The organism is Nitrospirillum goiasense, assembly GCF_034427435.1.
In the GTDB taxonomy this organism is placed as follows: domain Bacteria; phylum Pseudomonadota; class Alphaproteobacteria; order Azospirillales; family Azospirillaceae; genus Nitrospirillum.
In genome coordinates this window covers 1,435,705-1,457,779 of sequence record NZ_JAXQNP010000002.1, presented here as the reverse complement: position 1 = coordinate 1,457,779, position 22,075 = coordinate 1,435,705, and the positions used below count along the sequence as shown (strand labels likewise).

At 70.3% G+C, this 22,075-nt stretch carries 22 protein-coding genes; 11 read left to right on the top strand and 11 right to left on the bottom strand.

From position 1 onward, the window contains the following. Window positions 1-47 precede the first annotated feature (47 nt). Window positions 48-1,577, top strand: coding sequence for a UbiD family decarboxylase (locus ULB03_RS09235; protein WP_322482874.1), 1,530 nt, complete (start codon window positions 48-50; stop codon window positions 1,575-1,577). Window positions 1,578-1,688: 111 nt separating this feature from the next. On the opposite strand, the gene ULB03_RS09230 is transcribed toward ULB03_RS09235, so the two are convergent. From ULB03_RS09230 to ULB03_RS09215, 4 genes are all read right to left on the bottom strand, one after another. Continuing rightward, window positions 1,689-1,925 (bottom strand): hypothetical protein, encoded by a 237-nt coding sequence (locus ULB03_RS09230; RefSeq protein ID WP_322482873.1) that lies wholly within the window; start codon window positions 1,923-1,925, stop codon window positions 1,689-1,691. Beyond that, entirely contained in the window at window positions 1,922-2,188 is a 267-nt protein-coding gene (locus ULB03_RS09225) for a plasmid mobilization protein (RefSeq protein ID WP_322482872.1), read from the bottom strand. Before ULB03_RS09225 ends, ULB03_RS09230 begins: the two co-directional genes overlap by 4 nt. A gap of 73 nt (window positions 2,189-2,261) precedes the next feature. Beyond that, the gene (locus ULB03_RS09220) at window positions 2,262-3,005 is read right to left on the bottom strand and encodes a copper homeostasis protein CutC (protein WP_322482871.1); all 744 of its coding nucleotides are present in this window, start codon (window positions 3,003-3,005) and stop codon (window positions 2,262-2,264) included. A gap of 17 nt (window positions 3,006-3,022) precedes the next feature. Beyond that, the gene (locus ULB03_RS09215; RefSeq protein ID WP_322482870.1) at window positions 3,023-4,096 is read right to left on the bottom strand and encodes an ROK family protein; all 1,074 of its coding nucleotides are present in this window, start codon (window positions 4,094-4,096) and stop codon (window positions 3,023-3,025) included. Here ULB03_RS09215 and ULB03_RS09210 point away from each other — a divergent pair. Continuing rightward, the gene (locus tag ULB03_RS09210; RefSeq protein ID WP_322482869.1) at window positions 4,041-5,051 is read left to right on the top strand and encodes a LacI family DNA-binding transcriptional regulator; all 1,011 of its coding nucleotides are present in this window, start codon (window positions 4,041-4,043) and stop codon (window positions 5,049-5,051) included. The two genes, ULB03_RS09215 and ULB03_RS09210, sit on opposite strands and share 56 nt — an antisense overlap. Here the strand turns inward: ULB03_RS09210 and ULB03_RS09205 are convergent, their stop codons facing one another. From ULB03_RS09205 to ULB03_RS09185, 5 genes are read right to left on the bottom strand one after another with little or no spacing between them, the layout of a single operon-like run. Further along, entirely contained in the window at window positions 5,052-5,849 is a 798-nt protein-coding gene (locus tag ULB03_RS09205; RefSeq protein WP_322482868.1) for a transporter substrate-binding domain-containing protein, read from the bottom strand. Between the two features lie 9 nt (window positions 5,850-5,858). Then, the gene (locus ULB03_RS09200) at window positions 5,859-6,776 is read right to left on the bottom strand and encodes an isoaspartyl peptidase/L-asparaginase (protein ID WP_322482867.1); all 918 of its coding nucleotides are present in this window, start codon (window positions 6,774-6,776) and stop codon (window positions 5,859-5,861) included. Further along, the gene (locus ULB03_RS09195) at window positions 6,773-7,564 is read right to left on the bottom strand and encodes an amino acid ABC transporter ATP-binding protein (protein ID WP_322482866.1); all 792 of its coding nucleotides are present in this window, start codon (window positions 7,562-7,564) and stop codon (window positions 6,773-6,775) included. Before ULB03_RS09195 ends, ULB03_RS09200 begins: the two co-directional genes overlap by 4 nt. Window positions 7,565-7,580: 16 nt before the next feature. Further along, the gene (locus ULB03_RS09190) at window positions 7,581-8,252 is read right to left on the bottom strand and encodes an amino acid ABC transporter permease (protein ID WP_322482865.1); all 672 of its coding nucleotides are present in this window, start codon (window positions 8,250-8,252) and stop codon (window positions 7,581-7,583) included. After that, on the bottom strand, window positions 8,252-8,962 hold the full coding sequence (locus tag ULB03_RS09185; protein WP_322482864.1) for an amino acid ABC transporter permease: 711 nt from the start codon (window positions 8,960-8,962) through the stop codon (window positions 8,252-8,254). Before ULB03_RS09185 ends, ULB03_RS09190 begins: the two co-directional genes overlap by 1 nt. 495 nt (window positions 8,963-9,457) lie before the next feature. Between ULB03_RS09185 and ULB03_RS09180 the strand changes: the two genes are divergently transcribed. Beyond that, window positions 9,458-10,810, top strand: coding sequence for a TldD/PmbA family protein (locus tag ULB03_RS09180; protein WP_322482863.1), 1,353 nt, complete (start codon window positions 9,458-9,460; stop codon window positions 10,808-10,810). 78 nt (window positions 10,811-10,888) lie between these two features. Beyond that, window positions 10,889-11,911 (top strand): alpha/beta hydrolase, encoded by a 1,023-nt coding sequence (locus ULB03_RS09175; protein ID WP_322482862.1) that lies wholly within the window; start codon window positions 10,889-10,891, stop codon window positions 11,909-11,911. Between the two features lie 156 nt (window positions 11,912-12,067). Here ULB03_RS09175 and ULB03_RS09170 read toward each other — a convergent pair whose 3' ends face one another. Beyond that, window positions 12,068-12,772 (bottom strand): RT0821/Lpp0805 family surface protein, encoded by a 705-nt coding sequence (locus ULB03_RS09170; protein ID WP_322482861.1) that lies wholly within the window; start codon window positions 12,770-12,772, stop codon window positions 12,068-12,070. Window positions 12,773-12,988: 216 nt separating this feature from the next. Between ULB03_RS09170 and ULB03_RS09165 the strand changes: the two genes are divergently transcribed. Genes ULB03_RS09165 through ULB03_RS09155 form a run of 3 tightly spaced genes read left to right on the top strand, consistent with a single transcriptional unit; the run spans window position 12,989 to window position 16,166 of the window. Then, window positions 12,989-14,143 carry a helix-turn-helix domain-containing protein gene (locus tag ULB03_RS09165; protein WP_322482860.1) on the top strand — a complete coding sequence of 385 codons (1,155 nt, stop codon included), beginning with the start codon at window positions 12,989-12,991 and terminating at the stop codon, window positions 14,141-14,143. Between the two features lie 50 nt (window positions 14,144-14,193). Then, the gene (locus tag ULB03_RS09160; protein ID WP_322482859.1) at window positions 14,194-16,044 is read left to right on the top strand and encodes a S41 family peptidase; all 1,851 of its coding nucleotides are present in this window, start codon (window positions 14,194-14,196) and stop codon (window positions 16,042-16,044) included. After that, complete coding sequence (locus ULB03_RS09155; protein WP_322482858.1) at window positions 16,005-16,166, top strand: hypothetical protein; 162 nt, start codon at window positions 16,005-16,007, stop codon at window positions 16,164-16,166. The genes ULB03_RS09160 and ULB03_RS09155 overlap by 40 nt, the downstream gene beginning before the upstream one ends. On the opposite strand, the gene ULB03_RS09150 is transcribed toward ULB03_RS09155, so the two are convergent. After that, window positions 16,159-18,399, bottom strand: coding sequence for a primosomal protein N' (locus tag ULB03_RS09150; RefSeq protein ID WP_322482857.1), 2,241 nt, complete (start codon window positions 18,397-18,399; stop codon window positions 16,159-16,161). The two genes, ULB03_RS09155 and ULB03_RS09150, sit on opposite strands and share 8 nt — an antisense overlap. 202 nt (window positions 18,400-18,601) lie before the next feature. Here ULB03_RS09150 and fsa point away from each other — a divergent pair, with 202 nt between their 5' ends. From fsa to ULB03_RS09130, 4 genes are all read left to right on the top strand, one after another. Next, the gene (gene fsa, locus ULB03_RS09145; RefSeq protein WP_088871978.1) at window positions 18,602-19,282 is read left to right on the top strand and encodes a fructose-6-phosphate aldolase; all 681 of its coding nucleotides are present in this window, start codon (window positions 18,602-18,604) and stop codon (window positions 19,280-19,282) included. A gap of 126 nt (window positions 19,283-19,408) precedes the next feature. Next, the gene (locus tag ULB03_RS09140) at window positions 19,409-20,119 is read left to right on the top strand and encodes a DUF484 family protein (RefSeq protein ID WP_322482856.1); all 711 of its coding nucleotides are present in this window, start codon (window positions 19,409-19,411) and stop codon (window positions 20,117-20,119) included. Between the two features lie 61 nt (window positions 20,120-20,180). Then, window positions 20,181-21,146 carry a tyrosine recombinase XerC gene (locus ULB03_RS09135; protein WP_322482855.1) on the top strand — a complete coding sequence of 322 codons (966 nt, stop codon included), beginning with the start codon at window positions 20,181-20,183 and terminating at the stop codon, window positions 21,144-21,146. An 11-nt stretch (window positions 21,147-21,157) separates the two neighbouring features. Beyond that, on the top strand, window positions 21,158-22,057 hold the full coding sequence (locus ULB03_RS09130) for a DUF2167 domain-containing protein (protein WP_322482854.1): 900 nt from the start codon (window positions 21,158-21,160) through the stop codon (window positions 22,055-22,057). Window positions 22,058-22,075: the final 18 nt, after the last annotated feature.

Sequence of the window (22,075 nt, the reverse complement as noted above, 5' to 3'; positions counted from 1 at the left end):
CCGCATCCGCTCCTTTACCGCCTGATTTCCTACCTGGACGTTTCCCCATGCCCTACGCCTCCCTGCGTGAGTTCATCGACCGGCTGGAACAGTCGGGCCGCCTGGTGCGGGTCAAGACCCCGGTGTCCACCGTGCTGGAGATGACCGAAATCCAGACCCGGCTGCTGGCCGAGGGCGGCCCCGCCGTGATCTTCGAGAACGTGACCAAGGCGGACGGCAGCCGGTCGGAGATACCGGTGCTGGTCAACCTGTTCGGCACGGTGGAGCGGGTGGCCTGGGGCATGGACCGCGAGCCGCATGAGCTGCGCGAGGTGGGGGAGACGCTGGCCTTCCTGAAGCAGCCGGAACCGCCGCGCGGCCTGCGCGACGCGTGGGAGATGCTGCCCCTGGTCAAGACGGTCATGGCCATGCGCCCGCGCACGGTGGGCAGCGCGCCTTGCCAGGAGGTGGTGCTGACCGGCGACCAGATCGATCTGGGCCGACTGCCCATCCAGAGCTGCTGGCCCGGTGAGCCCGGCCCCCTCATCACCTGGCCCCTGGTGGTGACCCAGGGGCCCACCGCCAACGACCGGGGCGGCATGGCGGAAGACCGCTTCAACCTGGGCATCTACCGCATGCAGGTTCTGGGGCGCGACCGCACCATCATGCGCTGGCTGAAGCACCGCGGCGGGGCCCAGCACCATCACCGCTGGAAGGCCGCCGGCAAGCGCGAGCCCCTGCCCGCCGCCGTGGTGCTGGGCGCCGATCCCGGCACTATCCTGGCCGCCGTGACCCCGGTGCCCGAAACGTTGTCGGAGTATCAGTTCGCCGGCATGCTGCGCGGCAAGAAGGTCGACCTGGTGGATTGCAAGACCGTGCCCCTGAAGGTGCCGGCCCAGTCCGAGATCGTCCTGGAAGGCTATGTCTCGCTGGACGAATACGCCGACGAGGGGCCCTATGGCGACCACACCGGCTATTACAACTCGGTCGAGAAGTTCCCCGTCTTCCAGGTCACGGCCATCACCATGCGCCGCGACCCCATCTATCTGTCCACCTTCACCGGCCGGCCGCCGGATGAACCCTCGGTCCTGGGCGAGTCCCTGAATGAGGTCTTCATCCCCCTGCTGCGCCAGCAGTTCCCGGAGATCGTCGATTTCTGGCTGCCGCCGGAGGGCTGTTCCTACCGCATCGCCGTCGTCTCGATGCGCAAGACCTACCCGGGCCATGCCAAGCGGGTGATGATGGGCGTGTGGTCCTTCCTGCGGCAGTTCATGTACACGAAGTGGGTGATCGTCGTGGACGACGACATCAACGCCCGCGACTGGAAGGACGTGATGTGGGCGGTGTCCACCCGCATGGACCCGGCGCGCGACATCACCGTCATCGAGGGCACGCCCATCGACTATCTGGACTTCGCCAGCCCCGAATCCGGGTTGGGCGGCAAGGTCGGCCTGGACGCCACCAACAAGCTGCCCCCCGAAACCCACCGCGAATGGGGCGAGAAGATCGCCATGGACGCCAAGACGGTGGAGGAGGTCAGCCGCAAATGGGCCAGCTATGGCCTGCCGGGCAGTGGCAAGCCGATCTGGCGGAAGTGAGCCGGATGCCCAAAGCGGATCGCGGAAAAGCGGAATCGCTTTGGAGCGTAAATCCGCTCGCTGAATAAGCACTTAGAGCCGAGCGCGTTTCTGGTTAGAGCGGCTCTAAATTCAGCCGCCGCCGGAACCGTTGTCGCTTTCCGGTTGACGGCTGATGCGCAGGGTGGCGCCATCCGGCCGTGCGATCTCGACAATGGTTTCCAGCCGGGTAAGACGGCGCTCATGATCGGCCAGCGCCTTGGTCGTCTCCCGGCGCAGATCGGAAACGGTGCCATCCAGCCGCTGCACCCGTTCCTCAATCAGCACAACAGTGCGCAGGCCGTTCAGGATCTTTTCGCCGAAACTCATGAGGGGCGACGCTCCCGCACCTCGTCGATCGCCGCCTCGGCTTCGGCGATGGACCGATCCAGGCTGGCCAGGATGCGCGGGGCGGCATCCGCCAGGGTAGCCAGCAGGGCTTCGATCTCTTCGCGGTTTTCGACCAGATCGTCTTCAGCGACCCGCCGGCGCACGAATTCAGAGGTGGAGACGCCCAGCCGCTTGGCCTGGGCGGTGAGCCGGCGCTTTTCCGTCGGCGTCATCTGAACCACCAGTCGAGCCGTCGCAGCCATCGCCGTTTTCCCTCACGTCCATGGACATCCCATGGACATGATCGCACCAAGGACCAATGACGGCAAGGCGCCGTCAGTAGATATCCCGGATCGCCGCCGCCAGCCACATGACCGTGGCCGCGTCCGTCTCCCGCGCGCCGGGCTGGACGAAGCCGAAGTGCAACAGGTGCTCATCCACCACCGCCGGAGCCATGCCGCAGGAGGCATGGACCTCGGTCACGCCGGTCTGGCGGATGAGGTCGACCGCGTTGTCGGCGTTCACGCCGCTGCCGGCCATGATGCTGATGCGGCCCCGGGCGTGTTCCACCAGCTCGGCGATGGTCTCAACCCCCTCGACCGCCGAGCGGGCGCCGCCGGAGGTCAGCACCCGTTCGAAGCCCAGCTCGATGGCGATGTCCAGCGCCTCGATGGGGTCGGGGGTCAGGTCGATGGCGCGGTGCAGGGTCAGGCCCAGGCCGCCGGCCCGGTCGACCAGGATGGACAGGGCCGCCGCGTCCAGTTCGCCATTGGGCAGGCTGGCGCCCAGCACCACGCCCGGCAGGCCCAGGGCCCGCGCCGTGTCGATGTCGTCACCCATGACGTCCAGGTCGGACGGGCCATAGACGAAATCGCCGGGCCGGGGGCGGATCATGGCGTAGGCGGGCTTGCCGCAGGCCGCCGCCAAGGCCATCAGCCCGCGGGAAGGGGTCAGGCCGCCCACCACAAGCGCGGCGCACAGTTCCAGCCGGTCGGCCCCGCCCTTGACGGCGGCGGCCACCCCGGCCGGGCTGTCCACGCACACCTCAAGCCGCACGCAATTCGTATCCACCCGCGTCATCCCCGCATTCCCCTTCTTCAAGCCCTGTTCGAGTCCAACCATTGGGCGCCCAGGATGGCGGCGCCCAGCATGCCGGCGGCCCCACCCAGGGCCGTGGGCACCAACAGCGGGCCGCTGGTGCGCCGCAGGATACGGGCCCGGACGGCCCGATCCAACGCCGAAACCAGGGCGGCGTCCGACGACAGCCCGCCCCCCACCGGCACCACACCGGGGCCGATGGCGTTCACCACCACCGCCAGGGGATCCGCCACCAGGTCGACATAGATCTCCATCGTCCGCATCGCCGCCGGCTCACCGGCCGCCCAGGCCGCCGTCAGCGCCTGGCTGTCCCGCCGGACGCCATGCAGGGCCTGGTGCAGACGCTCCAGCCCGCGCGCGCCGCCGATGGTGTCGACGCAGCCGGCATGGCCGCAGCCGCAGGGCAGGCGCGGCAGCGTGACGGGCGGATCGCCGGCGATGTGCTTCACCACCGGGCCGTGGCCCCACTCCCCCGCCCCCGGCACCAGCCGGCCGTCCACCACAAGGCCACCGCCCACGCCCGTGCCCAGGATGATGCCGAAGACGACATCCTGGCCGCGGCCGGCACCCGCCATCGCCTCCGCCAGGACGAAGCAGGCGGCGTCGTTGCCCACCACCACCGGCCGGCCCAGCGCCGCGGCCAGGTCGGCCACCAGGGGCGTCCCGGTCAGGCAAGGGATGTTGGCGCAACTGGCCAGGCCCGTGGCGGGGTCGATGCCGCCGGCCAGCGCCAGGGCCACGGGGGCGTCGGCGGGACCGGGCGCCTGCGCCAGCAGGTCCGCCAGCGCCTGGATGAAGGCAGCGCGGTCCTGGGCCGGGGTGGGTACCCGGCCCACGCGGGTGACGGCGCCCGTCACAGCGACATCCGTATGGGCTGTCCCCAGGGAAATGTATGACCCGCCGATATCGAAACAGTATATCAAGATTTGAAATCTTCTTTCACCGTGGCACCCGGTTTTATAGGAAACCGGCTGCCTGTTACCAGTGCCGGAAAGGGATGGGGAGGTCGTGGCTGGGATGGATGGGACCGGGACTGACAAACTGGGCGCGCCCCTGCCAACCAACCCCACCATCAGCGACGTGGCCCAGCGGGCCGGCGTGTCGCGGGCGGTGGCGTCCCGGGCCCTGTCGGATGAACAGCGCCCGGTCTCGGCGGAAAAGAAGGCGCGCGTGCTGCAGGCGGCGCAGGAACTGGGCTTCCGCCCCAACCTGCTGGCCCGCAGCCTGACCACCAAAAGCGTCAATCTGGTGGCCGTCGTCGTCAACCACATCCACGACCTGAGCGACCTGGATCTGTTCGATCCTTTGCTGGCGGCGGTGCAGAACACGGGCAAGCAGGTGATCTTCGTCCGCGTCGGGTCCAGCGACCGGGTGGAGTCCTTTCTGCGCACCGGTGTCGCCTATCACGTCGACGCGGCCATCGTCTTTTCCGACTTCGCCGACGCCGCCACCGTCCGCACCCTGTTCCGCAGCGAGCTGGTGCTGATGCTGAACGGCCGGCACGATCCTGAATCGCCCGCCGTCATCCCGGATGAACGGGTGGGCATCGCCGAGGCGGTGGCCCATGCCGCCGCCCAGGGGGTGAAGACGGCCGCCCTGGTGACGGGGCGTCCCACCTCCGTTCTGGAACAGGCGCGTATCCGGCTGTACCACGCAGCGCTGGCCGCCCACGGCATCCGCCTGACCACCAGCCTGCAGGGCGACTATTCCTATGCCAGCGGGCACAGGGCGGGGGAGGCGCTGGCCTTGGCGCCCCGGCCGGACGCCATCTTCTGCACCTCGGACGCCATGGCCATGGGCGTGCTGGACCGCCTGCGGGGCGACTTTCCCGGTGGTCGCGCCACCACCACCCGCCTGTACGGCTTCGACAACCTGTCGCTGACGGACTTCGACGCCTATCCCATCTCGTCCATCGGTTTCGACAAGCAGGCCTATGTGGCGGCGGTCATCGCCGTGCTGACGGGGGCCGCCACCGGCCCCTGGCCCCTGACCCTGCCCACGCGCTTCCATCCCCGGCTGACCGGCTGATCAGCCCGCTGGGGCGGCGGCGGACAGCGCCGGGACGGCCGCGTCCTTGCCCCACCATTTGCGGTAGTTGGCCTGGTACGCGCCGGAGGTGATGTAGTCGGCGACGAAGCCGTTGAGCCAGCGCAGGAAATCCGGGTCGCCCTGGGCCAGGCCGATGGCGATGGGGGCGTTGGAATACAGGTCGGGCAGCGTCTTCAGGGCGGGGTTGGTGCTGGCCAGGTAATCCATCATGGATAAATCCTCGATGCCGGCGTCCACCCGCCGCTGCACCAGCAGCAGCACGCCATCGGGCGCGAAGGTGTCGGTGAACACCAGCTTCGCCCCCGGCACCGCCTGGCGCAGGAAGGCCTCGCCCGTCGTACCCCGGCCCACCACCACCTTCTTGCCGGCCAGGTCCGACAACTGGTTGATGCCGGCACTCTTCTGCGCGATGACGCGCAGGCCGACGCGGTTGTAGGGAATGGTGAAGGCGATGGTCTTGGCCCGTTCCGGCGTGGCCGTCAGGTTGGCCACCGCCACGTCGATCTGGCCGGACACCAGCATGCTGACCCGGGCGTCGCCGGAAACGTCGGTGAACTCCACCGTCACGCCCAGCTTGTCCGCCAGCCGCTTGGCCACGTCCACGTCATAGCCGGCCGGGGCGTTGCGGTCATCGCGGAAGCCGACGGGCTCCCCGCCCAGGGACACGCCCACGCGCAGCACGCCGCGCTGGCGGATATCCTCCAGCTTGCCCGCCCAGGCGGGAAGGGGAAGGGCAAGGAGAAGGGCGGCGAGCGCGGGCAGGAACTTACGCAGCATGGGGGCTCCTCAGACGGTGCGGGCGACCCGCTCCTCAGGCGCGGACAGCGAGGGGTCCCAGTACCAATAGCGGATGGCGGGGCCGCAGCGGAAGCTGACCACCTCATGATTGCCGTGGGCGTCCAGCGCGTGGATGACCACGCCGGCCAGGAAGCCCTCACGCAAGGTTGCCAAGTCCGCGACGGCCATGTCCACCGCCTCGGTCAGGGTCTTGCCCAATTGCAAGGCCAGCACGATGGCGCGGGCGGTGCCGCAGCGCACCGTCATCTCGCCCGTATGGGTGCAGGCGGCGGCACCATAGCGGCTGTCGGCGTAGAAGCCGGCGCCGGCGATGGGCGAATTGCCCAGGCGCCCCGGGTATTTCCACGCCCAGCCCGACGTGCTGGTGGCGGCGTGCAGGCCGCCGGCGGCGTCCTGGCCCAGGAAGACGGTGGTGTCGCGCACCCGCTCGGGGTCGGTGATGGCGCGGCTCAAGGGGGCCAGCGGGATGTTCGGGAAGGCCGCCAGGTCCTCAGGCGGCAGTTCCTTTTCCAGCCGCTCCCACCACACCCGGCGCGAGTTGTCCAGCAGGGTCGGTTCCGCCGCGAACCCGCACTCCAGGGCGAAACGGCGGGCGCCATCGCCGGTCAGCAGCGTGTGCGGCAGGCGGCGCATGACCTGCAGGGCCACGGCGCTGGCCGGGACGATGTCCCGCAGGGCGCCCACGGCCCCCACCTGGCGGGTGGTGCCGTCCATGACGCCGGCGTCGAACTCCATCTCACCCAGCATGTTGGGCCAGCCGCCATAGCCCACGCTGCGCACGGTCACTTCCCGCTCGACATGCGCAATGCCGGCGACCAGCGGGTCCGGCCCCCCCTCCCCGGCCTTCAGGCGGTCGACGGTGGTCTGGAATCCGGGCCAGGCTTCGGAATTGGCGATCAGGATCATACGGTTACCTCGGCGCCGGCCACCGTGTTCGATGGCGCCATCTTGGACAGGAATTGACGGATGCGCGGGTGGGCCATGCCCCCGTCATCCGCGAAGAACCGGGCCGTGGGCAGATCGACGATCAACCGCCCCTGGTCCAGAAAGACGATGCGGGTGGAAATGCGCCGGGCGAATTCCACCTCATGCGTCACGAACAGCATGGTGGTGCCGGCATCCCCCACCCCGTCCCCCCTGGGCCGGCCGGCCAGCCGGCCCAGGATGGCCAGCACCTCCGCCGTCATCTCCGGGTCCAGGGCGCTGGTCACCTCATCCAGCAGCAGATAGCGCGGGTTCATGGCCAGGGCGCGGCAGATGCCCACCCGCTGGCGCTGGCCGCCCGACAGCTGTGCCGGATAGGCCTCGGCCTTGGCGTCCAGCCCGACGCTGGCCAGCAGGGCGCGGGCCTCCGCCTCCACCTCGGCGCGGGGGCGCTTCAGCACCACCTCCGGCGCCAGGGTGACGTTCCGCAGCACCGTCATATGGGGATAAAGGTTGAACAGCTGGAACACCGTGGCGGACAGCCGCCGGGCCTGGGCCAGTTGCCGGGGATCGGCCACGTCCAGCCCGTCCACGGTGATGCGCCCGCCATCCAACCGTTCCAGCCCATTGATGCAGCGGATCAAGGTGCTTTTGCCCGACCCGCTGGAGCCCAGGATGGTCACCACTTCGCCCGGCGCCACCGCCAGGCTGACACCGTCCAGCACCGTCTGGGCGCCGAAACGCTTGACCACCCCCTCCACCGCGATCATCCGGCCCATCCCCCCCTCAAAGCTCCAGCGGGGCGGCATGGGCGCGCAGCCGCCGCTCCCATCGATTGCCCAGCAGCGTCAGCGTCTTGGCCGCCGCGAAGTACAAGGCGCCCACCATGGTCCACACGGCGAAGGGCCGCAGCGTGCGCAGGTTCAGGATGTCGCCGGCCTTGGTCAGGTCCATGACCCCGATGACGGAAACCAGCGACGTCACCTGAAGCTGGTTGACCGCCAGGCCCACCAGGGGCGCCACGGCGAAGGCCGCCGCCTGGGGCGCCAGGACGTGCCGCACCACCTGCATGCGGGTAAGGCCGAAGGCGCGGGCCGCCTCCACCTGGTCGCGGCCCACGGCGTCCAGGCCGGCGACGGCGACGAAATAGACGAAGGCCGCCGTGTTGGCCGACAGGGTCAGCCCCGCGGCGGACAGGGGCGCCAAGGGCTGGTGGATCAGGGCCGGGATGCCGAAGAAGACCAGGAACAGCTGCACCAGGACGGGGGAGTTGCGCAGCAGCTCCAGCCCCGCATGCAGGATGGGCGACAGCGCCGGCACCCGGAAATGGCGCACCACGGCCGCGCCGGACCCCAGGACCAGGCCGATGAGGAAGGTGACCGCGAACAGGCCCAGGCTGACGCCCAGGCCCTGGGCCAGCAGTGCACCGTCGTGCCAGGTGAAGCCGGCGTGCCGCATCAGGCTCCCTTTCCCACCACATCATGGCCGGCCGCACCCTGGCCCGCCATGTACCGGTTCAGACGCCGGTGCAGGGCCGCAATGCCCAGCGACACGGCGTAGGTCAGCACGGCGTAGGCGACCAGCAGGAAGGCGTAGACCTCGAACGGGCGATAGGTCTCGGCCGCCACCCCCCGGGCCGTGCCCGTCACCTCATCCAAGGTGATCATGGACAGGATGGAGGAGCTGAGCACCAGGTTCACGAACACGGACCCCAGGGGCCGGATGGCGGTGCGCAGGGCGATGGGCAGGACGATGCGGCGGATGATGTCCAGGCGCGACAAGCCGCTGACCCGCGCGGCCTCCACCACCCCGGGATCGATCGCCAGGATGCCGCTGCGCACCACGTCGCCGCCATAGGCGCCGCCCACCAGGCTGAGCGCCAGCACGCCGGTCCAGAAAGCGTCGATGTAAACGCCGATCTCCGGCAGGCCGTAATAGAGGAAGAAGACCTGGACCACGAAGGGGACGTTGCGAAAGACGTCGACGTAGAGCCACGCCGACCGCCGCGTCCATCCCCGGCCCCCTCCCCGGCCCGCCGCCGCCAGCCCCAGGACCGTGGCCAGGCTGAACGCGCCCACGATGCCCAGCGCGCAGACCTCGGCCGTCAGCAACGCGCCCGCCAGCAGCGGCTCCAGGTGGGGGGTCAGCACCGTGAGGTCGAAGGGCAAGGACGATCCCTGTTCGGTGAAATCGGTTTCAGTTGCATATACACCTACCGCTTTTTTTTGCCGTTATCACGGAAATTGTCTGGGTCCCGCGACGGAAAATAAAAGAGGGCCGCGGAGTTGGCGTCCGCGGCCCTGCGAGGTAGATGGACTACTTCCGGGAACGAAACCCGAAAGGTGACCGAACGAACCGGGGCGGCAAATCCCCGGATGGTCCGTCCGACCGGCCGAACGCGCCAGGCGGGGCAGCCTTCGCGCATTGGCCAGGGCACCCTAGCCCCGGCCGGTAACAGACGGATGTCAGCCTTTGATAGGGGAAGAAACAGATCGTTGCAATTGTGCCTCCTGTTACCGTTCAGAAACATTCCCGCTGATCCAACGTCCCGACCCAACGTCAGGCTTCCCCCTCGCCCCCCAGGACTGGCAAGCTGGGTCCCTGATGGCCCGCCGGGATCACCCCGGCCGTGCCCGTATCTGAAGCCTGGAGCCTAAGCCCCCATGCCTCCCCTGCCCCCCGACGCCACCGCCGCCGGCATCCTGGACGACCTGTTGACCCTGGCGCGCAAGGCCGGCGCCGACGCCGCCGACGCCCTGCTGGTCGACAGCGCCGCCATGTCCATGAGCCAGCGCCTGGGCAAGCCGGAGGAGGTGCAGCGCGCCGAATTGGGCGACCTGGGCCTGCGCGTCTTCGTGGGCAAGCGCCAGGCCATCGTCTCTTCCACCGACCGCAGCCCCGCCCTGCTGAAGGAGTTGGCGGAACGGGCCGTGGCCATGGCCCGCCTGGTGCCGGAGGATGAGTTCTGCGGCCTGGCCGACGCCGACAGCCTGGCCCGGGATTGGCCCGACCTTGACCTGTGCGATCCCTCGGAACCGGTGGCGGAGGATCTGCTGGCCCAAATCGCGGAGCTGGAGGAGACGGCGCTGGCCGTGCCGGGCGTCAGCAATTCCGAAGGGGCGGACGCGGGCTGGTCACGCTCCACCGTCACGCTGGCGGCCAGCAACGGCTTTTCCGGCGGCTACAGCGTCAGCCGGCGCAGCCTGTCCGTTTCCGTCCTGGCGGGCAGCGGCACGGGCATGGAGCGGGACTACGACTATCATTCCGCCGTCTATGCCGGCGACCTGGAATCGCCCGCCACCATCGGCCGCCGCGCCGGGGAGCGGGTGGTGGCCCGCCTGAACCCGCGCAAGGTCGCGACCCAGGCGGTGCCGGTGGTGTTCGACCCGCGCGTGGCCGGCGGCCTGGTCAGCCACCTGACGGGCGCCATCTCCGGCGCCGCCATCGCACGCGGCACCAGTTTCCTGAAGGACAAGATGGGCCAGGCGGTGTTCGCGCCCGGCATCACCATCGTCGAGGACCCGCACATCCGCCGGGGCCTGCGCTCCAAGCCCTTCGACGCGGAGGGGCAGGCGAACAAGCGCCGCAACCTGATCGACGGCGGCGTCCTGACCACCTGGCTGCTGGACTGCCGGTCCGCCCGCCAACTGGGCCTGGCCTCCACCGGTCATGCCGCGCGCGGGACCGGCGGCCCCCCCGGCCCCAGCGCCACCAACGTCTATCTGGCGCCGGGCGCGGAGACGCCGGAGCAGCTGCTGGCCGACATCCGCCAGGGCTTCTACGTCACCTCGCTCATGGGCAGCGGCGTCAACGGCATCACCGGCGACTACAGCCGGGGCGCCTCGGGCTTCTGGATCGAGGACGGCAAGATCGCCTTCCCGGTGGCGGAGATCACCATCGCCGGCAATCTCAAGGACATGTACCTGACCTTGCGGCCCGCCAACGACCTGGAGTTCCGCCACGGCGTGGACAGCCCCACCCTGCGGGTGGAAGGCATGACGGTGGCCGGCACCTGAGGCGGGCTGGCTATCCCGCCCGCCGCCGGTTAAGTTACCGGTAACAGGAACGAACCCGCCTTGAGGGAGGCAGCCCCCATGACCTTCACCCCGAACCGCCGGGGCTTGGCCCTGGCCGCCCTGGCCGGCGCTGCCTTGGGCAGCGCCGCGATGAGCCGGCAGGCCCAGGCCGACGGCGGCACCGCCGCCGACCTTGTGCGGCTGTCGCGCCAGCGCCGCGATCCCGATGTCGTGCTGCCCCTGTGGCCCGGCACCCCGCCGGGGGGCGAGGGCCTGGTGGTCAAGGACCTGATCATCGACCATGCCCCGGTGGGCGGCCCGCCCGACCGCTCGGCAGACCATGTCGCCATGCCGACCCTGGCCTTTTTCCGCAGCGCCAGCCCCGGTCCGCGCGCCACCATCCTGATCATCCCCGGCGGCGGCTACACCAACGTCTGGTTCGACAAGGAAGGCTATGAGGTCGCGCGCTGGCTGAACACCACCGGCGTGCATGCCGCCGTCCTGACCTATCGCCTGCCGGCGGAGGGCTGGAAGAACGGCCCCGACGTGCCGTTGCAGGACGCGCAGCGCGCCATGCGCCTGCTGCGCCATAAGGCCAAGGCCTGGGCGGTGGATGGCGGCCGCCTCGGCATCCTCGGTTTTTCCGCCGGCGGCCACCTCGCCGCCAGCCTGCTCACCCGCCATGACGCCACCGTCTATGCGGCCGTGGATGAGGCCGACACCCTGCCGGCCGGCCCACAACTGGCCTGCCTGGCCTATCCCGTCATCTCGATGGACGAGTCGCTGACCCACGCCGGGTCGCGGCAGCATCTGCTGGGCAACGCGCCCACCGCCGCCCAGGTGACCGCCTATTCACCGGACCAGACGGTGCCCGCCGGTGCCTGCCCCACCTTCCTGTTCCACGCCGCCGATGACGGCGCCGTGCCGGTGGGCAACAGTCTGGCCATGTTCCAGGCCCTGCGCCGCCAGAACGTGGCGACGGAAATGCATATCTTCGAATCCGGCGGCCACGGCTTCGCCCTGCGCGAAATCCCCGGCCGCCCCGCCGAACCCTGGCCCGACCTGTATCGGCGGTGGTTGGGCCGGCATGGGTTTGTCTGAGTTTTCGTGCTGCCTCAGGCGCCAGCTTGGCTTTCCCCGGTTTCCGGTCCGCTGCCGCTCCCCGCAAACCTGCGGCGGCTGCGGTTGCAGCCTACAGCGGCATGAGGACGAACCTCATGCCGCTGGTTGGTGACTAAGCCGGTCTACGCCCTGACCTCAATTCACGATCTTCCACTGGCCGTCGGGCTGGCGGCAGGCCGTGCCGGTCACGTTCTGCCGGCGGCCGCCCACCACGGCGACGCTCTGGTATTCCCGGCAATAGGTGTCGGATGATTCCTGCCAGGTCTTGACCGGGGTCATCTGGTAGCGGGCGCCGTTGTCGGGGTTGTTCCAGACGATCTGCTGGCCATCCGGCGCCTTTTCCATGGCCTGGGCGAAGCAGCCCTCGTCACTCTGGTCCATGCTGTTGAAGGCCGCGTTACCGGCCAGGGCGCCCAGCAGCACGCCGGCGCCGGTCATCGCGGCCTTGCCGCCGCCGTGGCCGAACTGCGAGCCGGCGAGGCCGCCCAGCAGCGCGCCCACCAGGGTGCCCACGTTCAGGCCAACGGCCCCCCGGTCGCAACGCCCCTGGTCGATACCGACATCGGTGGCGTAGAACTCCCGGTAATGGGGGGAGCGGTGATCGACATAGCGGGGCGGCGGGCCGCGGTGGTCGTCGCGCCAATCCCCCCGGTGATCGTCGCGCCAGCGGTCGTCATCCCGGCGGTCATCGCCGCGATGGTCGTCATGCCAGTCCCGATCCTGGTAGCGATAGCCCGACGCCTCCGCCCAGGGCGGCGGATCGGCCCACGCCGGCACGGTGGCGCCCAGGGCGACAACGGCGGTCGCGGCGGCGGCGATGAGACGGGTAGCGCGCTTCATGATGGCCTTCGATTTCTTCCGGTGCTGGGGTGGCGCGGGGTCCCTGGGCAAGAGGGGCGCCACCGGATAGGGGATCGTACCAGCGGCATTATGCCGCCGATCATGGCGACCTTGGGGCAGTCACCGCCGGGCCGCCATCTGTGCTTCCGGTGTAGGTGAAGTGGCCGGCGTTTCGGCTGGCCGGCGGAATGTTTTAGACTGTTCGTCGGAGGGGGCATGATCCGGTTCGGTCCATGGAGCACCATGTTGGGCATGGCCGCCGGTTTCGGCGCCGTGGTGGCGGTGCTGCTGGTGGCGTCGCCAGGCAGCCGCGCCGCTAACCGCCTGTTGGCCGGCCTGCTGGCCGTGGCTGTGCTGCGGCTGATGCCTTATGTCCTGGGCTTCGCCGGCTTCTATGACGCCTTTCCCTGGCTGTCCTTCGCGCCGTTCAACCTGGGCCTCGCCACCGGCCCTCTGCTCTACCTTTATGTCCGGCGTCTGGCGGAACCCCGCTTGCCGCGCGGCTGGGCCTGGCACTTCGCGCCCGCCACACTGAACCTGGCCTATACCGCCTGGGCCTTCGCCCTGCCGCTGGCGGAGAAAATGCGCTGGAACGACACCGTGCATGTGCGGTGGATCGATCCGGTGCAGACCTGGGCCACCACCCTGTCGCTGGCGGCCTACCTGGGGATCACCGCCCGGTTCCACCGCCGCTATCAGGCCTGGCTGGCCGGCGCGGTCGGCAACCCGGTGGACCACCGCCAGCCCTGGCTGCGCACCCTGCTGGCCGCCCTGGCGCTGTGGCTGCTGGTGGCGGTGGCCTTCGATGCGGTGGACGGCCTGGTGGCCCCCCTTAGCTATTATGACCGCTTCCCCCAATATCTGGCGTTCGCCGCCATCATTCTGGGCCTGGGGTTGGAAGGCTGGCGTCATGCCGGCACCGCGTTCCCCGTCATGACCGCCAGCCCACAGCCGTCGGCATCGGCACCGGCGCGGGACCGGGACTGGACGGCCCAGGCGGGACGCTGGCGCGACACCATCCGCGACGAGGGCTGGTGGCGGGAAGCCGGCCTGACCCTGGCCCAGGTGGCCCAGCGCCTGGGCACCAACGAGACCTATCTGTCGCGGGCCATCAACCAAGGCCTGGGCTGCAGCTTCAGCGCCCTGGTGAACGGCCTGCGGGTGGAGGCGGTGCAGGCCCGCCTGCCCACGACCGAAGCGGGGGAGCTGCTGGCCCTGGCGCTGGACTGCGGCTTCGCCTCGAAAGCCAGCTTCAACCGCGTGTTCCGGGATCACACGGGAATGAGCCCCAGCGCCTGGCGCGCGGCTCAAAAGACGGAAAACCGCGGATTTACGGCGAATGAGGCGACGGCGGGCGGCGACGCGGACTAGGTGGGGCTCCTGGCCGGACGGAAGCCGGCCCCCACGACCCAGAGGCGTCGATGCGTGCCCCCATCGCCATCGCAATCCTATCCCTGGCCGGCGTCCTGGCCGCCCCCACCAGAGCCGATACCCCCGGTTACACCCCGCTGATCCTGACCCCGGCCCAGGCGCAGGCCGACGTGGCGCTGCTGCGCCAAGCCCTGGAGACCATCCACCCCGGCCTGTACCGCTACAGCGGCACCGCCGGGATCGACGCCGCCTTCGACCGGCTGGCGCAGTCGGTATCCCAGCCCATCACCGACCTGGCCCTGTGGCGGGCGGTGGCGGAAATGCTGGCGACCATCCACTGCGACCACACCAAGCCGGAGGCCTCGCCCGAGATCGAGGCGTGGCGCACAGCGCATGCCACCCACCTGCCGTTCCGGTTCACGGTGGTGGAGGGGCGGATGATCGTCGTGTCCAACGACGGCCAGCCCGGGGCGCCGCCGCCCGGTGCCGAGGTCACCGCCCTGAACGGCATGCCGGTGCCGCAGATCCTGGACACGCTGGCGACGGCCGTCGCCTATGACGGCGCCACGACCCCCAGCATCGCCGCCAAGCTGGCGGACGACAGCGACCTGATGGGTGACGACGTCGACGAATACTGGCCCGCCTACTACGGCTTCCCCGACCGCTGGCGGGTCGACTGGAAGCGGCCGGGCGACACGCGGCTGTCGCGATCCGACCTGGCGCCGCTGACCTTCCCCGCCTGGCGCGCCCTGGCCGGCCCGGCCGCCCCCTTCCGGACGGAATTCCACACCGGGCTGACCTGGCGCCTGAGGTCGCGGTACGCCTACCTGCGTGTCGACACCTTCGTGAACTACCGCAACCCGGTGGACGCGCCGGCCCTGCTGTCCGCGTTCTTCAAGCCCCTGAAGGCGCGGGCGGTGCCCCGGCTGGTCCTGGACCTGCGCAACAATGGCGGCGGGTCGGACGACGCCGTGCTGGCGCTTGGCAACCTGCTGCTGACCCGTCCCTACACCTGGTCCCACCCGCCGCTGCTGAAATCCATCCGCTACGGCACGCTGCCCGACCATATGGAGACCTGGGGCGATCCCAAGGCCCTGTTCGAGCCACCCCTGGCGGCGTTCCGCCATACCGCCGACGGCTGGTGGGAGCGCAAGCCGGTTCCGGACGACCCGGGGGATGAGGGGTTCCGGCGGCAGGCGCCGTCGCCGATCCGCTACTCCGGGCGGCTGGTGGTGCTGGCCGGCCCCCGCAACGCCTCGGGCGCCACGCGCCTGCTGGCGCAGCTGAAGGACAAGAGCGACGCGCTGATCGTGGGCGGGGACAGCGGCGGCAGCGCCGAGGGCCCCACCGCCGGCCACATCTTCCTGCTGACCCTGCCCAACAGCCACCTGAAGGTACGCATTCCCAACGCCTGGAACCGCACCGACCTGGACAGGCCAGCCGGCCGTCCTGGGTTGGGCGTGGCCGCGGACGTGGTGGTGACACCAACGGTGCTGGACCTGGCCAGCGGCACCGACCGCGCGCTGGCGGTCGCCCTCGAGGCGGAGCCTGGTCCCGACGCGATGGCGGACACCGGCGCGCTGGGCGCGGCACTGGCGGGCGGCTGGGGCGGCACCCTGGACTATCGCGACTACGGGACGGACCGCCGCGTCATCCTGCCCACCCAGATGTCAGCCACGGCAGGCCCCGTGACCACGCTGGCCTTCACCTTCGACGACGGACCGGGGAAAGCCGTGCACGCGCGGGAAACCTGGTCGCTGGACACCGCGCGACGGGCCTGGTGCCTGACCAGCGAGGAAGGCGGCCGATGCCACCGGGTGGTCGAATTCCGCCGGGTCCCGGACCCGATGACATCACCCTGGTGGCCGACGGCACGGGCGAGGAGAACGGGGAGACGGTGACACTGCGCCTGATCCTGGCCCGGCGGGGGGACACGCTGAGCTTCAGCACCCTCAGCGCCCCGCCCGGCCGGCCCCTGCTGATGCGGCACGCCTATTGGCTGAGCCGGGTTCCCCCTACATGAAGCTGTAGGGGTCGACGTCCACCTGCACCCGCACGGCCGCGGGGATGGGCACGGCGGCCAGCCAGGATTGCAGCAGCGGCTGCACCGCCACCCCGCGCGCCGTTTTCAGCAGCAGACGCCGGCGATGGCGGCCCCTCAGCAGGGCCAGGGGGGCCGGGGCGGGCCCCAGCACCAGCACGTCGTCCCCCTGTGGCGCGGCGCGGGCCAGATCGCGGGCCAGCTTGTCCACCTGGCGCTCATCCTCGCCCGACACGATCAGCGCCGCCAGGCGGCCATAGGGCGGCAGATCCATGGCCCGGCGCTGGTCCGCCTCCGCCGCCAGGAAGGCGTCGCGGTCATGGGCGGCCAGCGCCTGCATCACCGGATGCTCCGGCATATGGGTTTGCAGGAAGACGCGGCCCGGCCGGCTTTCGCGCCCGGCGCGGCCCGCCACCTGGTGCAACATCTGGAAGGTGCGCTCCGCCGCGCGCAGGTCGCCGCCGCCCAGCCCCAGGTCGCCGTCCACCACCCCCACCAGGGTCAGCATGGGGAAATGGTGGCCCTTGGCCATCACCTGGGTGCCGATCAGGATGTCGACCTTATGGGCCCGGACCTCCTCGATCACCGTCTGGATGGCATGGGGCCCAACCAGGGTGTCGCTGGTCATCAGCGCCACCCGCGCGTCGGGGAACAGTTGCGCCACCTCCTCCGCCACCCGCTCCACCCCCGGACCGCAGGCGACGAAGGAATGCTCCGCCTCGCACGACGGGCAGGTTTCGGGTAAGCGGTCGGTGTAGCCGCAATGATGGCATTGCAGCCGGCGGCTGAGGCGATGCTCCACCAGCCAGGCGGTGCAGTTGGGGCATTGCAGGCGGAAACCGCAGCTGCGGCACAGGGTCAGCGGCGCATAGCCCCGGCGGTTCAGGAACAGCATGCCCTGCTCCCCCGCCGCCAGCGTCTCGGCCATCGCCTCCGTCAGGACGGGGGACAGCCAATGCCGGGCCGGTGGCCGGCTGTCCGGCCGGCGCAGGTCGATCAAGGTGACGTCGGGCAGGCTGGCGCCACCGTGGCGGGCCGGCAGGTCGATGCGGCCGTAGCGCCCCGTCTCCGCGTTGGTCAGCGTCTCCAAGGACGGCGTGGCGGAAACCAGCGCCACCGGGATGCCGCCGAGGAAGGCGCGCGCCACCGCCATGTCGCGGGCATGGTAGATGACGCCGTCCTCCTGCTTGAAAGCGGCCTCATGCTCCTCATCCACCACGATCAGGCCCAGGTCGGGATAGGGCAGGAACAGGGCGGAGCGGGCGCCCACCACCACCGCCGCCTCGCCATTGGCGATGGACCGCCACGCGGCGCGGCGGTGGGCACCGGCCAGATCGGAATGCCATTCCACCGGCCGCACGCCGAACCGCCGGGCGAAGCGGTCCAGCCACTGACTGGACAGGGCGATCTCAGGCAGCAGCACCAGGGCTTGGCGCCCCTGCTTCAGGCAGGCGGCGATGGCCTCGAAATACACCTCCGTCTTGCCGGACCCGGTGACGCCGTCCACCAGGGTGGCGGAATAGCGGTGGTCATTCACGGCGGCGCGCAGGGCATCGGCCGCCGCCGCCTGGTCGGGCGACAGCGACGGGCCGGCCATGTCCGCATCGGGAACGGGCGGACGCGGCTGGGCCCGCAGGGCCACGGGCGTCAGCAAGCCCGATTCGGCCAGGCCCCGGATCACGCCGATGCCGCAGGCGGCGTCGCGCGCCAGATCGGCGGGGGTGCGGGGCGGTCCGTCCTCCTCCATCAGCGCCAGCACGCGGCGGCGCGCGTCCGTCATCTTGAAGCCGGGCGGGGGCCCCTCGCCCGAGGGCATATAGGCCAGCAGTTGCTTGGGGTCCTCCAGCGCCGCGGAGACGCTGACCGCCATGCGCAGCACCGATCCGGGCGCGGACAGGGTGTAGGCCGCCACCCAGTCGACGAAGCGCCGCGACACCTCGGGCATGGGCGGCAGGTCGAAACGGCGGATGACGGGCTTCAGGCGGTTGGCCGCCACGCCGGCGTCCCAATCGTCCCCTGGACCACCCACGGCCCAGACCACGCCGAAGACGTGGCGGGGGCCCAGCGGCACCTCGACATAGGCGCCGGCCTCCAGCTCCATGCCGTCGGGTACGCGGTAGTCATAGGGGCTGGCCAACGGCAAGGGCAGCAGGACGCGCACCCGCCGCACCGGTGGGGCCGCCGTTTCCATCCCGCTTGCCGTCAACAGATCCATGGCCTTGCTGTTACCACCGGGCGCCCCTTGGGCGCCACTGTTCCCTATATGGTCCCATAGGGTGATGGCTGCCACCAAGCGCGCATGCCCCCTATCCCCCGCCCCGCCATTTCTGCCCGTGCACCCGGGCGCCCCCTCCGTTAGAGTGCCGGCCAACCCGGGGCGGGCCCCGGTCCCATTCAGATCTCGAGGGTATTCCCCCATGAAGTTCTTCGTCGATACCGCGGACATCAACGACATTCGCGAGCTGGCCTCCACCGGCCTGCTGGACGGCGTCACCACCAACCCGTCGCTGGTCGCCAAGTCCGGTCACAGCAGCTTCATCGACCTGATCGCCGAGATCTGCGACGTGGTGAAGGGCCCGGTCAGCGCCGAAGTCGCCTCGACCGATTTCGAGACCATGCTGAAGGAAGGCAAGCACCTGGCCAAGATCGCCCCCAACGTGGCGGTGAAGGTGCCCCTGACCCCGGCCGGCCTGAAGGTCTGCCACCACCTGTCGCAGGAAGGCACCATGGTCAACGTGACCCTGTGCTTCTCCGCCGCGCAGGCCATCCTGGCCGCCAAGGCCGGCGCCACCTTCGTCTCCCCCTTCGTCGGCCGCCTGGACGACATGGGCCAGGACGGCCTGAGCCTGATCGAAGAGATCGTCACCATCTATGACAACTACCCGGACTTCACCACCGAGGTCCTGGTCGCCTCCATCCGCAACCCCATCCACGTCACCCAGTCGGCCAAGATGGGCGCCCACGTCGCCACCATGCCGCCGTCGGTGATCCGTCAGCTGTTCAACCATGTGCTGACCGACAAGGGTCTGGCGCAGTTCGTTGCGGACTGGGCCAAGACCGGGCAGACTATCCTGGATCAGCCGCTGCCGACCCGCTGATCCCTGTCGCGTTCCAGCGGATGCCTGACCGGTCCGCCCAGCGATGGGCGGGCCGGTTTGCGTTTGAAGCCATGGGACGCCGGATGCCGGGAACGCCGGACACCGGCCTGAAGGGAAGAGCAGCATATGGGCGGCAAGACACCGCACAGCGCCTTGGGCGACGCCCTGACCGCGGAGGATGTGGCCACATACCTGCGCGAGACACCCGATTTCCTGCAGCAGCACCCGGACGTGGTTCACCACCTGATCCCGCCGCCCGAGAACCGGGGCAATGGGGTGGCGGACCTGCAGCATTTCATGCTGCTGAAGCTGCGGCGGGACGTGGCCGAGCTGACCGCCCAGCAGGAAGAACTGATCGCCACCGCCCGCGCCAACATCAACAATCAGAACCGGGTGCATGCCGCGGCCCTGTACCTGATGGACGCGCAGAGTTTCGAGCACCTGATCCAGACCATCACCACCGACCTGGCCGTCCTGCTGGACCTGGACATGGCCTGCCTGGTCATGGAGCAGCCGGAGGACAGCCGCCTAGTCCTGCATGCCGAGCGCAGCGGCCTGCAACTGGTCGGAACCGGCACCATCGGCCAATGGATGCACCGGCGCGAGGTCATCCTGCGCGGCAACATCCAGGGCATGCCCGAAATCTACGGCCCCGCCGCCCCCATCGTCCGGTCCGAGGCGCTGGTCCGCCTGCAAATCGCCCCCGACGCGCCGGCGGGCCTGCTGGCCTTCGGCTCCCGCGATGCCGACCTGTTCCACCCCGGTCAGGGCACCGAGCTGCTGAGCTTCCTGGCCCGCGTGGTCGAGCGGTGCATCAAGGGCTGGTTGGCCCTTTGAGCTGCCTCAAGCGCCGGCAGCCACAGTCGCGGCCTATAAAAGGTGCGCTAGAGAGATCATCATGACCAAGCCCCCTGCCCTGGGATATTCCTGTGCGCCGGACGTGGCGGCGGCGCTGGAGGAGTGGCGGCGCTGGCTGACGTCGGAGAAGACGGCGTCGCCCCATACGTTGCGCGCTTATCAAGGTGATGTCGCGGCCTTCCTGTCCTTCCTGACGGAGCACCTGGGCCGGCCGCCCAGCCTGAACGATCTGAGCGGCGCCCGGCTGGGGGATTTCCGCGCCTGGCTGGCCGACCGGGCGAGCGATGGCGCCATCGCCGCCAGCCGGGCCCGCGCCGTTTCCGGCGTGCGCAACCTGTTCCGCTGGCTGGACCGCTCCGGCCGGCTGCACAACCCGGCCATCGGCCTGCTGAACGCCCCCAAGGTGAAGCGGCCCATCCCCCGGCCGCTGACGGTGGACGACGCCGGCACGCTGCTGGAGGAATCGTCCGACATCCCCAAATCGCCCTGGGTGGGCCTGCGCGACCGGGCCCTGTTCACCCTGCTGTACGGCTGCGGCCTGCGCATGGACGAGGCCCTGCGGCTGACCCGAGGGGAAGCGCCGCTGAGCAGCGATACCCTGCGGGTGACCGGCAAGGGGGCCAAGCAGCGCGACGTGCCCGTCCTGCCCGCCGTGCGCCAGGCGCTGGCGGCCTATATCGAGGCCTGCCCCCACCCACTGCCCGCCAGCGGGCCGTTGTTCGTAGGCGTGCGCGGGGACCGGCTGAACGACCGGGTGGCGCGCCTGGCCATGCAGACCTTGCGGCAACTGCTGGGCCTGCCCGATACCGCCACGCCGCATGCATTGCGCCACAGCTTCGCCACCCATCTGCTGGGCGGCGGCGCCGACCTGCGCGCCATCCAGGACCTGCTGGGCCACGCCAGCCTGTCCACCACCCAGCGCTATACCGACGTGGACGCCGACCAGTTGCTGTCGGTCTATGAGACGGCGCACCCCCGGGCCCGGCGCGGCGGCCCCCGTTCCTGAGGACAAGCCCCATGCGGCTGCTGAAACTGCTGATCCCCCTGGTGTGCGCGCTGCTTCTCGGCGGCGTGTCACCGGCCGGCGCCACGGACGAAACGCCCCTGTCGTTGGCGGACAAGGCGGTCACCCTGACGCCCAACCCCGCCTTCCACTACGTGACCGCCGCTGACACCAAGGCCTTCCTGGAGCGGCATTGGCGGGGTCGCCCCGTGGCCGGCGGCGCTGGGCTGGGCCTGCTGGTCCCGGTGGGGTCGGCGCCGGAGCCAGCCTGGCTGGTGGTCCTGAGCTATGACGGCAGTGGCCATGTCAGCGACCTGGACGCCGGCCGGCTGGATGCCGACGCCCTGCTGGCCGCCCTGAAATCCGCCGACGGCGGCACGCTGCGGCTGACCGGCTGGGCCCGGCCGCCCCGGTACGACGAGTCCAGCCATACCCTGGTCTGGGCCACGCGGCGCCTGGCAGATGGCGGGGCGGTGGATGGGCTGGACTATCACGTCCGCCTGTTGGGGCGCCGCGGGGTGCTGGGTCTGGACATCGCCGCCCGCATGAACGACCTGCCCACCATCGAGGGGGAGATGCCGGCGCTGCTGTCCATGATCCGCTTCACCCCGGGCAACGGCTATCGCGACTACGTGCCCATCGCCGACCAATCGGTCACCCTGGGCCTCAGCGGCCTGGTCGCCGGCGACGCCCTGGTGAAAGGCGGACTGCTGGACCATCTGTGGGCCGGCATCCGCAGCCAGAGCTTCATCTATCTGGTGGCGGTGCTGATCGTGATGCTGGGGGCACCCCGCCTGCGCCGCTATTGGGGGCCGAAGCCACCGCCGGCGTCGGCGCGGGACCAAGAGCCACCGGCCCCACCCCCGCCGCCCAAGCGGGTGGACCATGACGGCCCCAAGGGGCCCTGGTCCTGAACACAGAGGTCCTGAATG

What these genes read in the sequence shown, in the direction of transcription:
- ULB03_RS09235 (WP_322482874.1), top strand. Translation starts at nt 48, where the DNA reads ATGCCCTACGCCTCCCTGCGTGAGTTCATCGACCGGCTGGAACAGTCG.
- ULB03_RS09230 (WP_322482873.1), bottom strand. Translation starts at nt 1,925, where the DNA reads ATGAGTTTCGGCGAAAAGATCCTGAACGGCCTGCGCACTGTTGTGCTG.
- ULB03_RS09225 (WP_322482872.1), bottom strand. Translation starts at nt 2,188, where the DNA reads ATGGCTGCGACGGCTCGACTGGTGGTTCAGATGACGCCGACGGAAAAG.
- ULB03_RS09220 (WP_322482871.1), bottom strand. Translation starts at nt 3,005, where the DNA reads ATGACGCGGGTGGATACGAATTGCGTGCGGCTTGAGGTGTGCGTGGAC.
- ULB03_RS09210 (WP_322482869.1), top strand. Translation starts at nt 4,041, where the DNA reads ATGGATGGGACCGGGACTGACAAACTGGGCGCGCCCCTGCCAACCAAC.
- ULB03_RS09215 (WP_322482870.1), bottom strand. Translation starts at nt 4,096, where the DNA reads ATGGTGGGGTTGGTTGGCAGGGGCGCGCCCAGTTTGTCAGTCCCGGTC.
- ULB03_RS09205 (WP_322482868.1), bottom strand. Translation starts at nt 5,849, where the DNA reads ATGCTGCGTAAGTTCCTGCCCGCGCTCGCCGCCCTTCTCCTTGCCCTT.
- ULB03_RS09200 (WP_322482867.1), bottom strand. Translation starts at nt 6,776, where the DNA reads ATGATCCTGATCGCCAATTCCGAAGCCTGGCCCGGATTCCAGACCACC.
- ULB03_RS09195 (WP_322482866.1), bottom strand. Translation starts at nt 7,564, where the DNA reads ATGATCGCGGTGGAGGGGGTGGTCAAGCGTTTCGGCGCCCAGACGGTG.
- ULB03_RS09190 (WP_322482865.1), bottom strand. Translation starts at nt 8,252, where the DNA reads ATGCGGCACGCCGGCTTCACCTGGCACGACGGTGCACTGCTGGCCCAG.
- ULB03_RS09180 (WP_322482863.1), top strand. Translation starts at nt 9,458, where the DNA reads ATGCCTCCCCTGCCCCCCGACGCCACCGCCGCCGGCATCCTGGACGAC.
- ULB03_RS09175 (WP_322482862.1), top strand. Translation starts at nt 10,889, where the DNA reads ATGACCTTCACCCCGAACCGCCGGGGCTTGGCCCTGGCCGCCCTGGCC.
- ULB03_RS09170 (WP_322482861.1), bottom strand. Translation starts at nt 12,772, where the DNA reads ATGAAGCGCGCTACCCGTCTCATCGCCGCCGCCGCGACCGCCGTTGTC.
- ULB03_RS09165 (WP_322482860.1), top strand. Translation starts at nt 12,989, where the DNA reads ATGATCCGGTTCGGTCCATGGAGCACCATGTTGGGCATGGCCGCCGGT.
- ULB03_RS09160 (WP_322482859.1), top strand. Translation starts at nt 14,194, where the DNA reads ATGCGTGCCCCCATCGCCATCGCAATCCTATCCCTGGCCGGCGTCCTG.
- ULB03_RS09150 (WP_322482857.1), bottom strand. Translation starts at nt 18,399, where the DNA reads ATGGATCTGTTGACGGCAAGCGGGATGGAAACGGCGGCCCCACCGGTG.
- fsa (WP_088871978.1), top strand. Translation starts at nt 18,602, where the DNA reads ATGAAGTTCTTCGTCGATACCGCGGACATCAACGACATTCGCGAGCTG.
- ULB03_RS09140 (WP_322482856.1), top strand. Translation starts at nt 19,409, where the DNA reads ATGGGCGGCAAGACACCGCACAGCGCCTTGGGCGACGCCCTGACCGCG.
- ULB03_RS09135 (WP_322482855.1), top strand. Translation starts at nt 20,181, where the DNA reads ATGACCAAGCCCCCTGCCCTGGGATATTCCTGTGCGCCGGACGTGGCG.
- ULB03_RS09130 (WP_322482854.1), top strand. Translation starts at nt 21,158, where the DNA reads ATGCGGCTGCTGAAACTGCTGATCCCCCTGGTGTGCGCGCTGCTTCTC.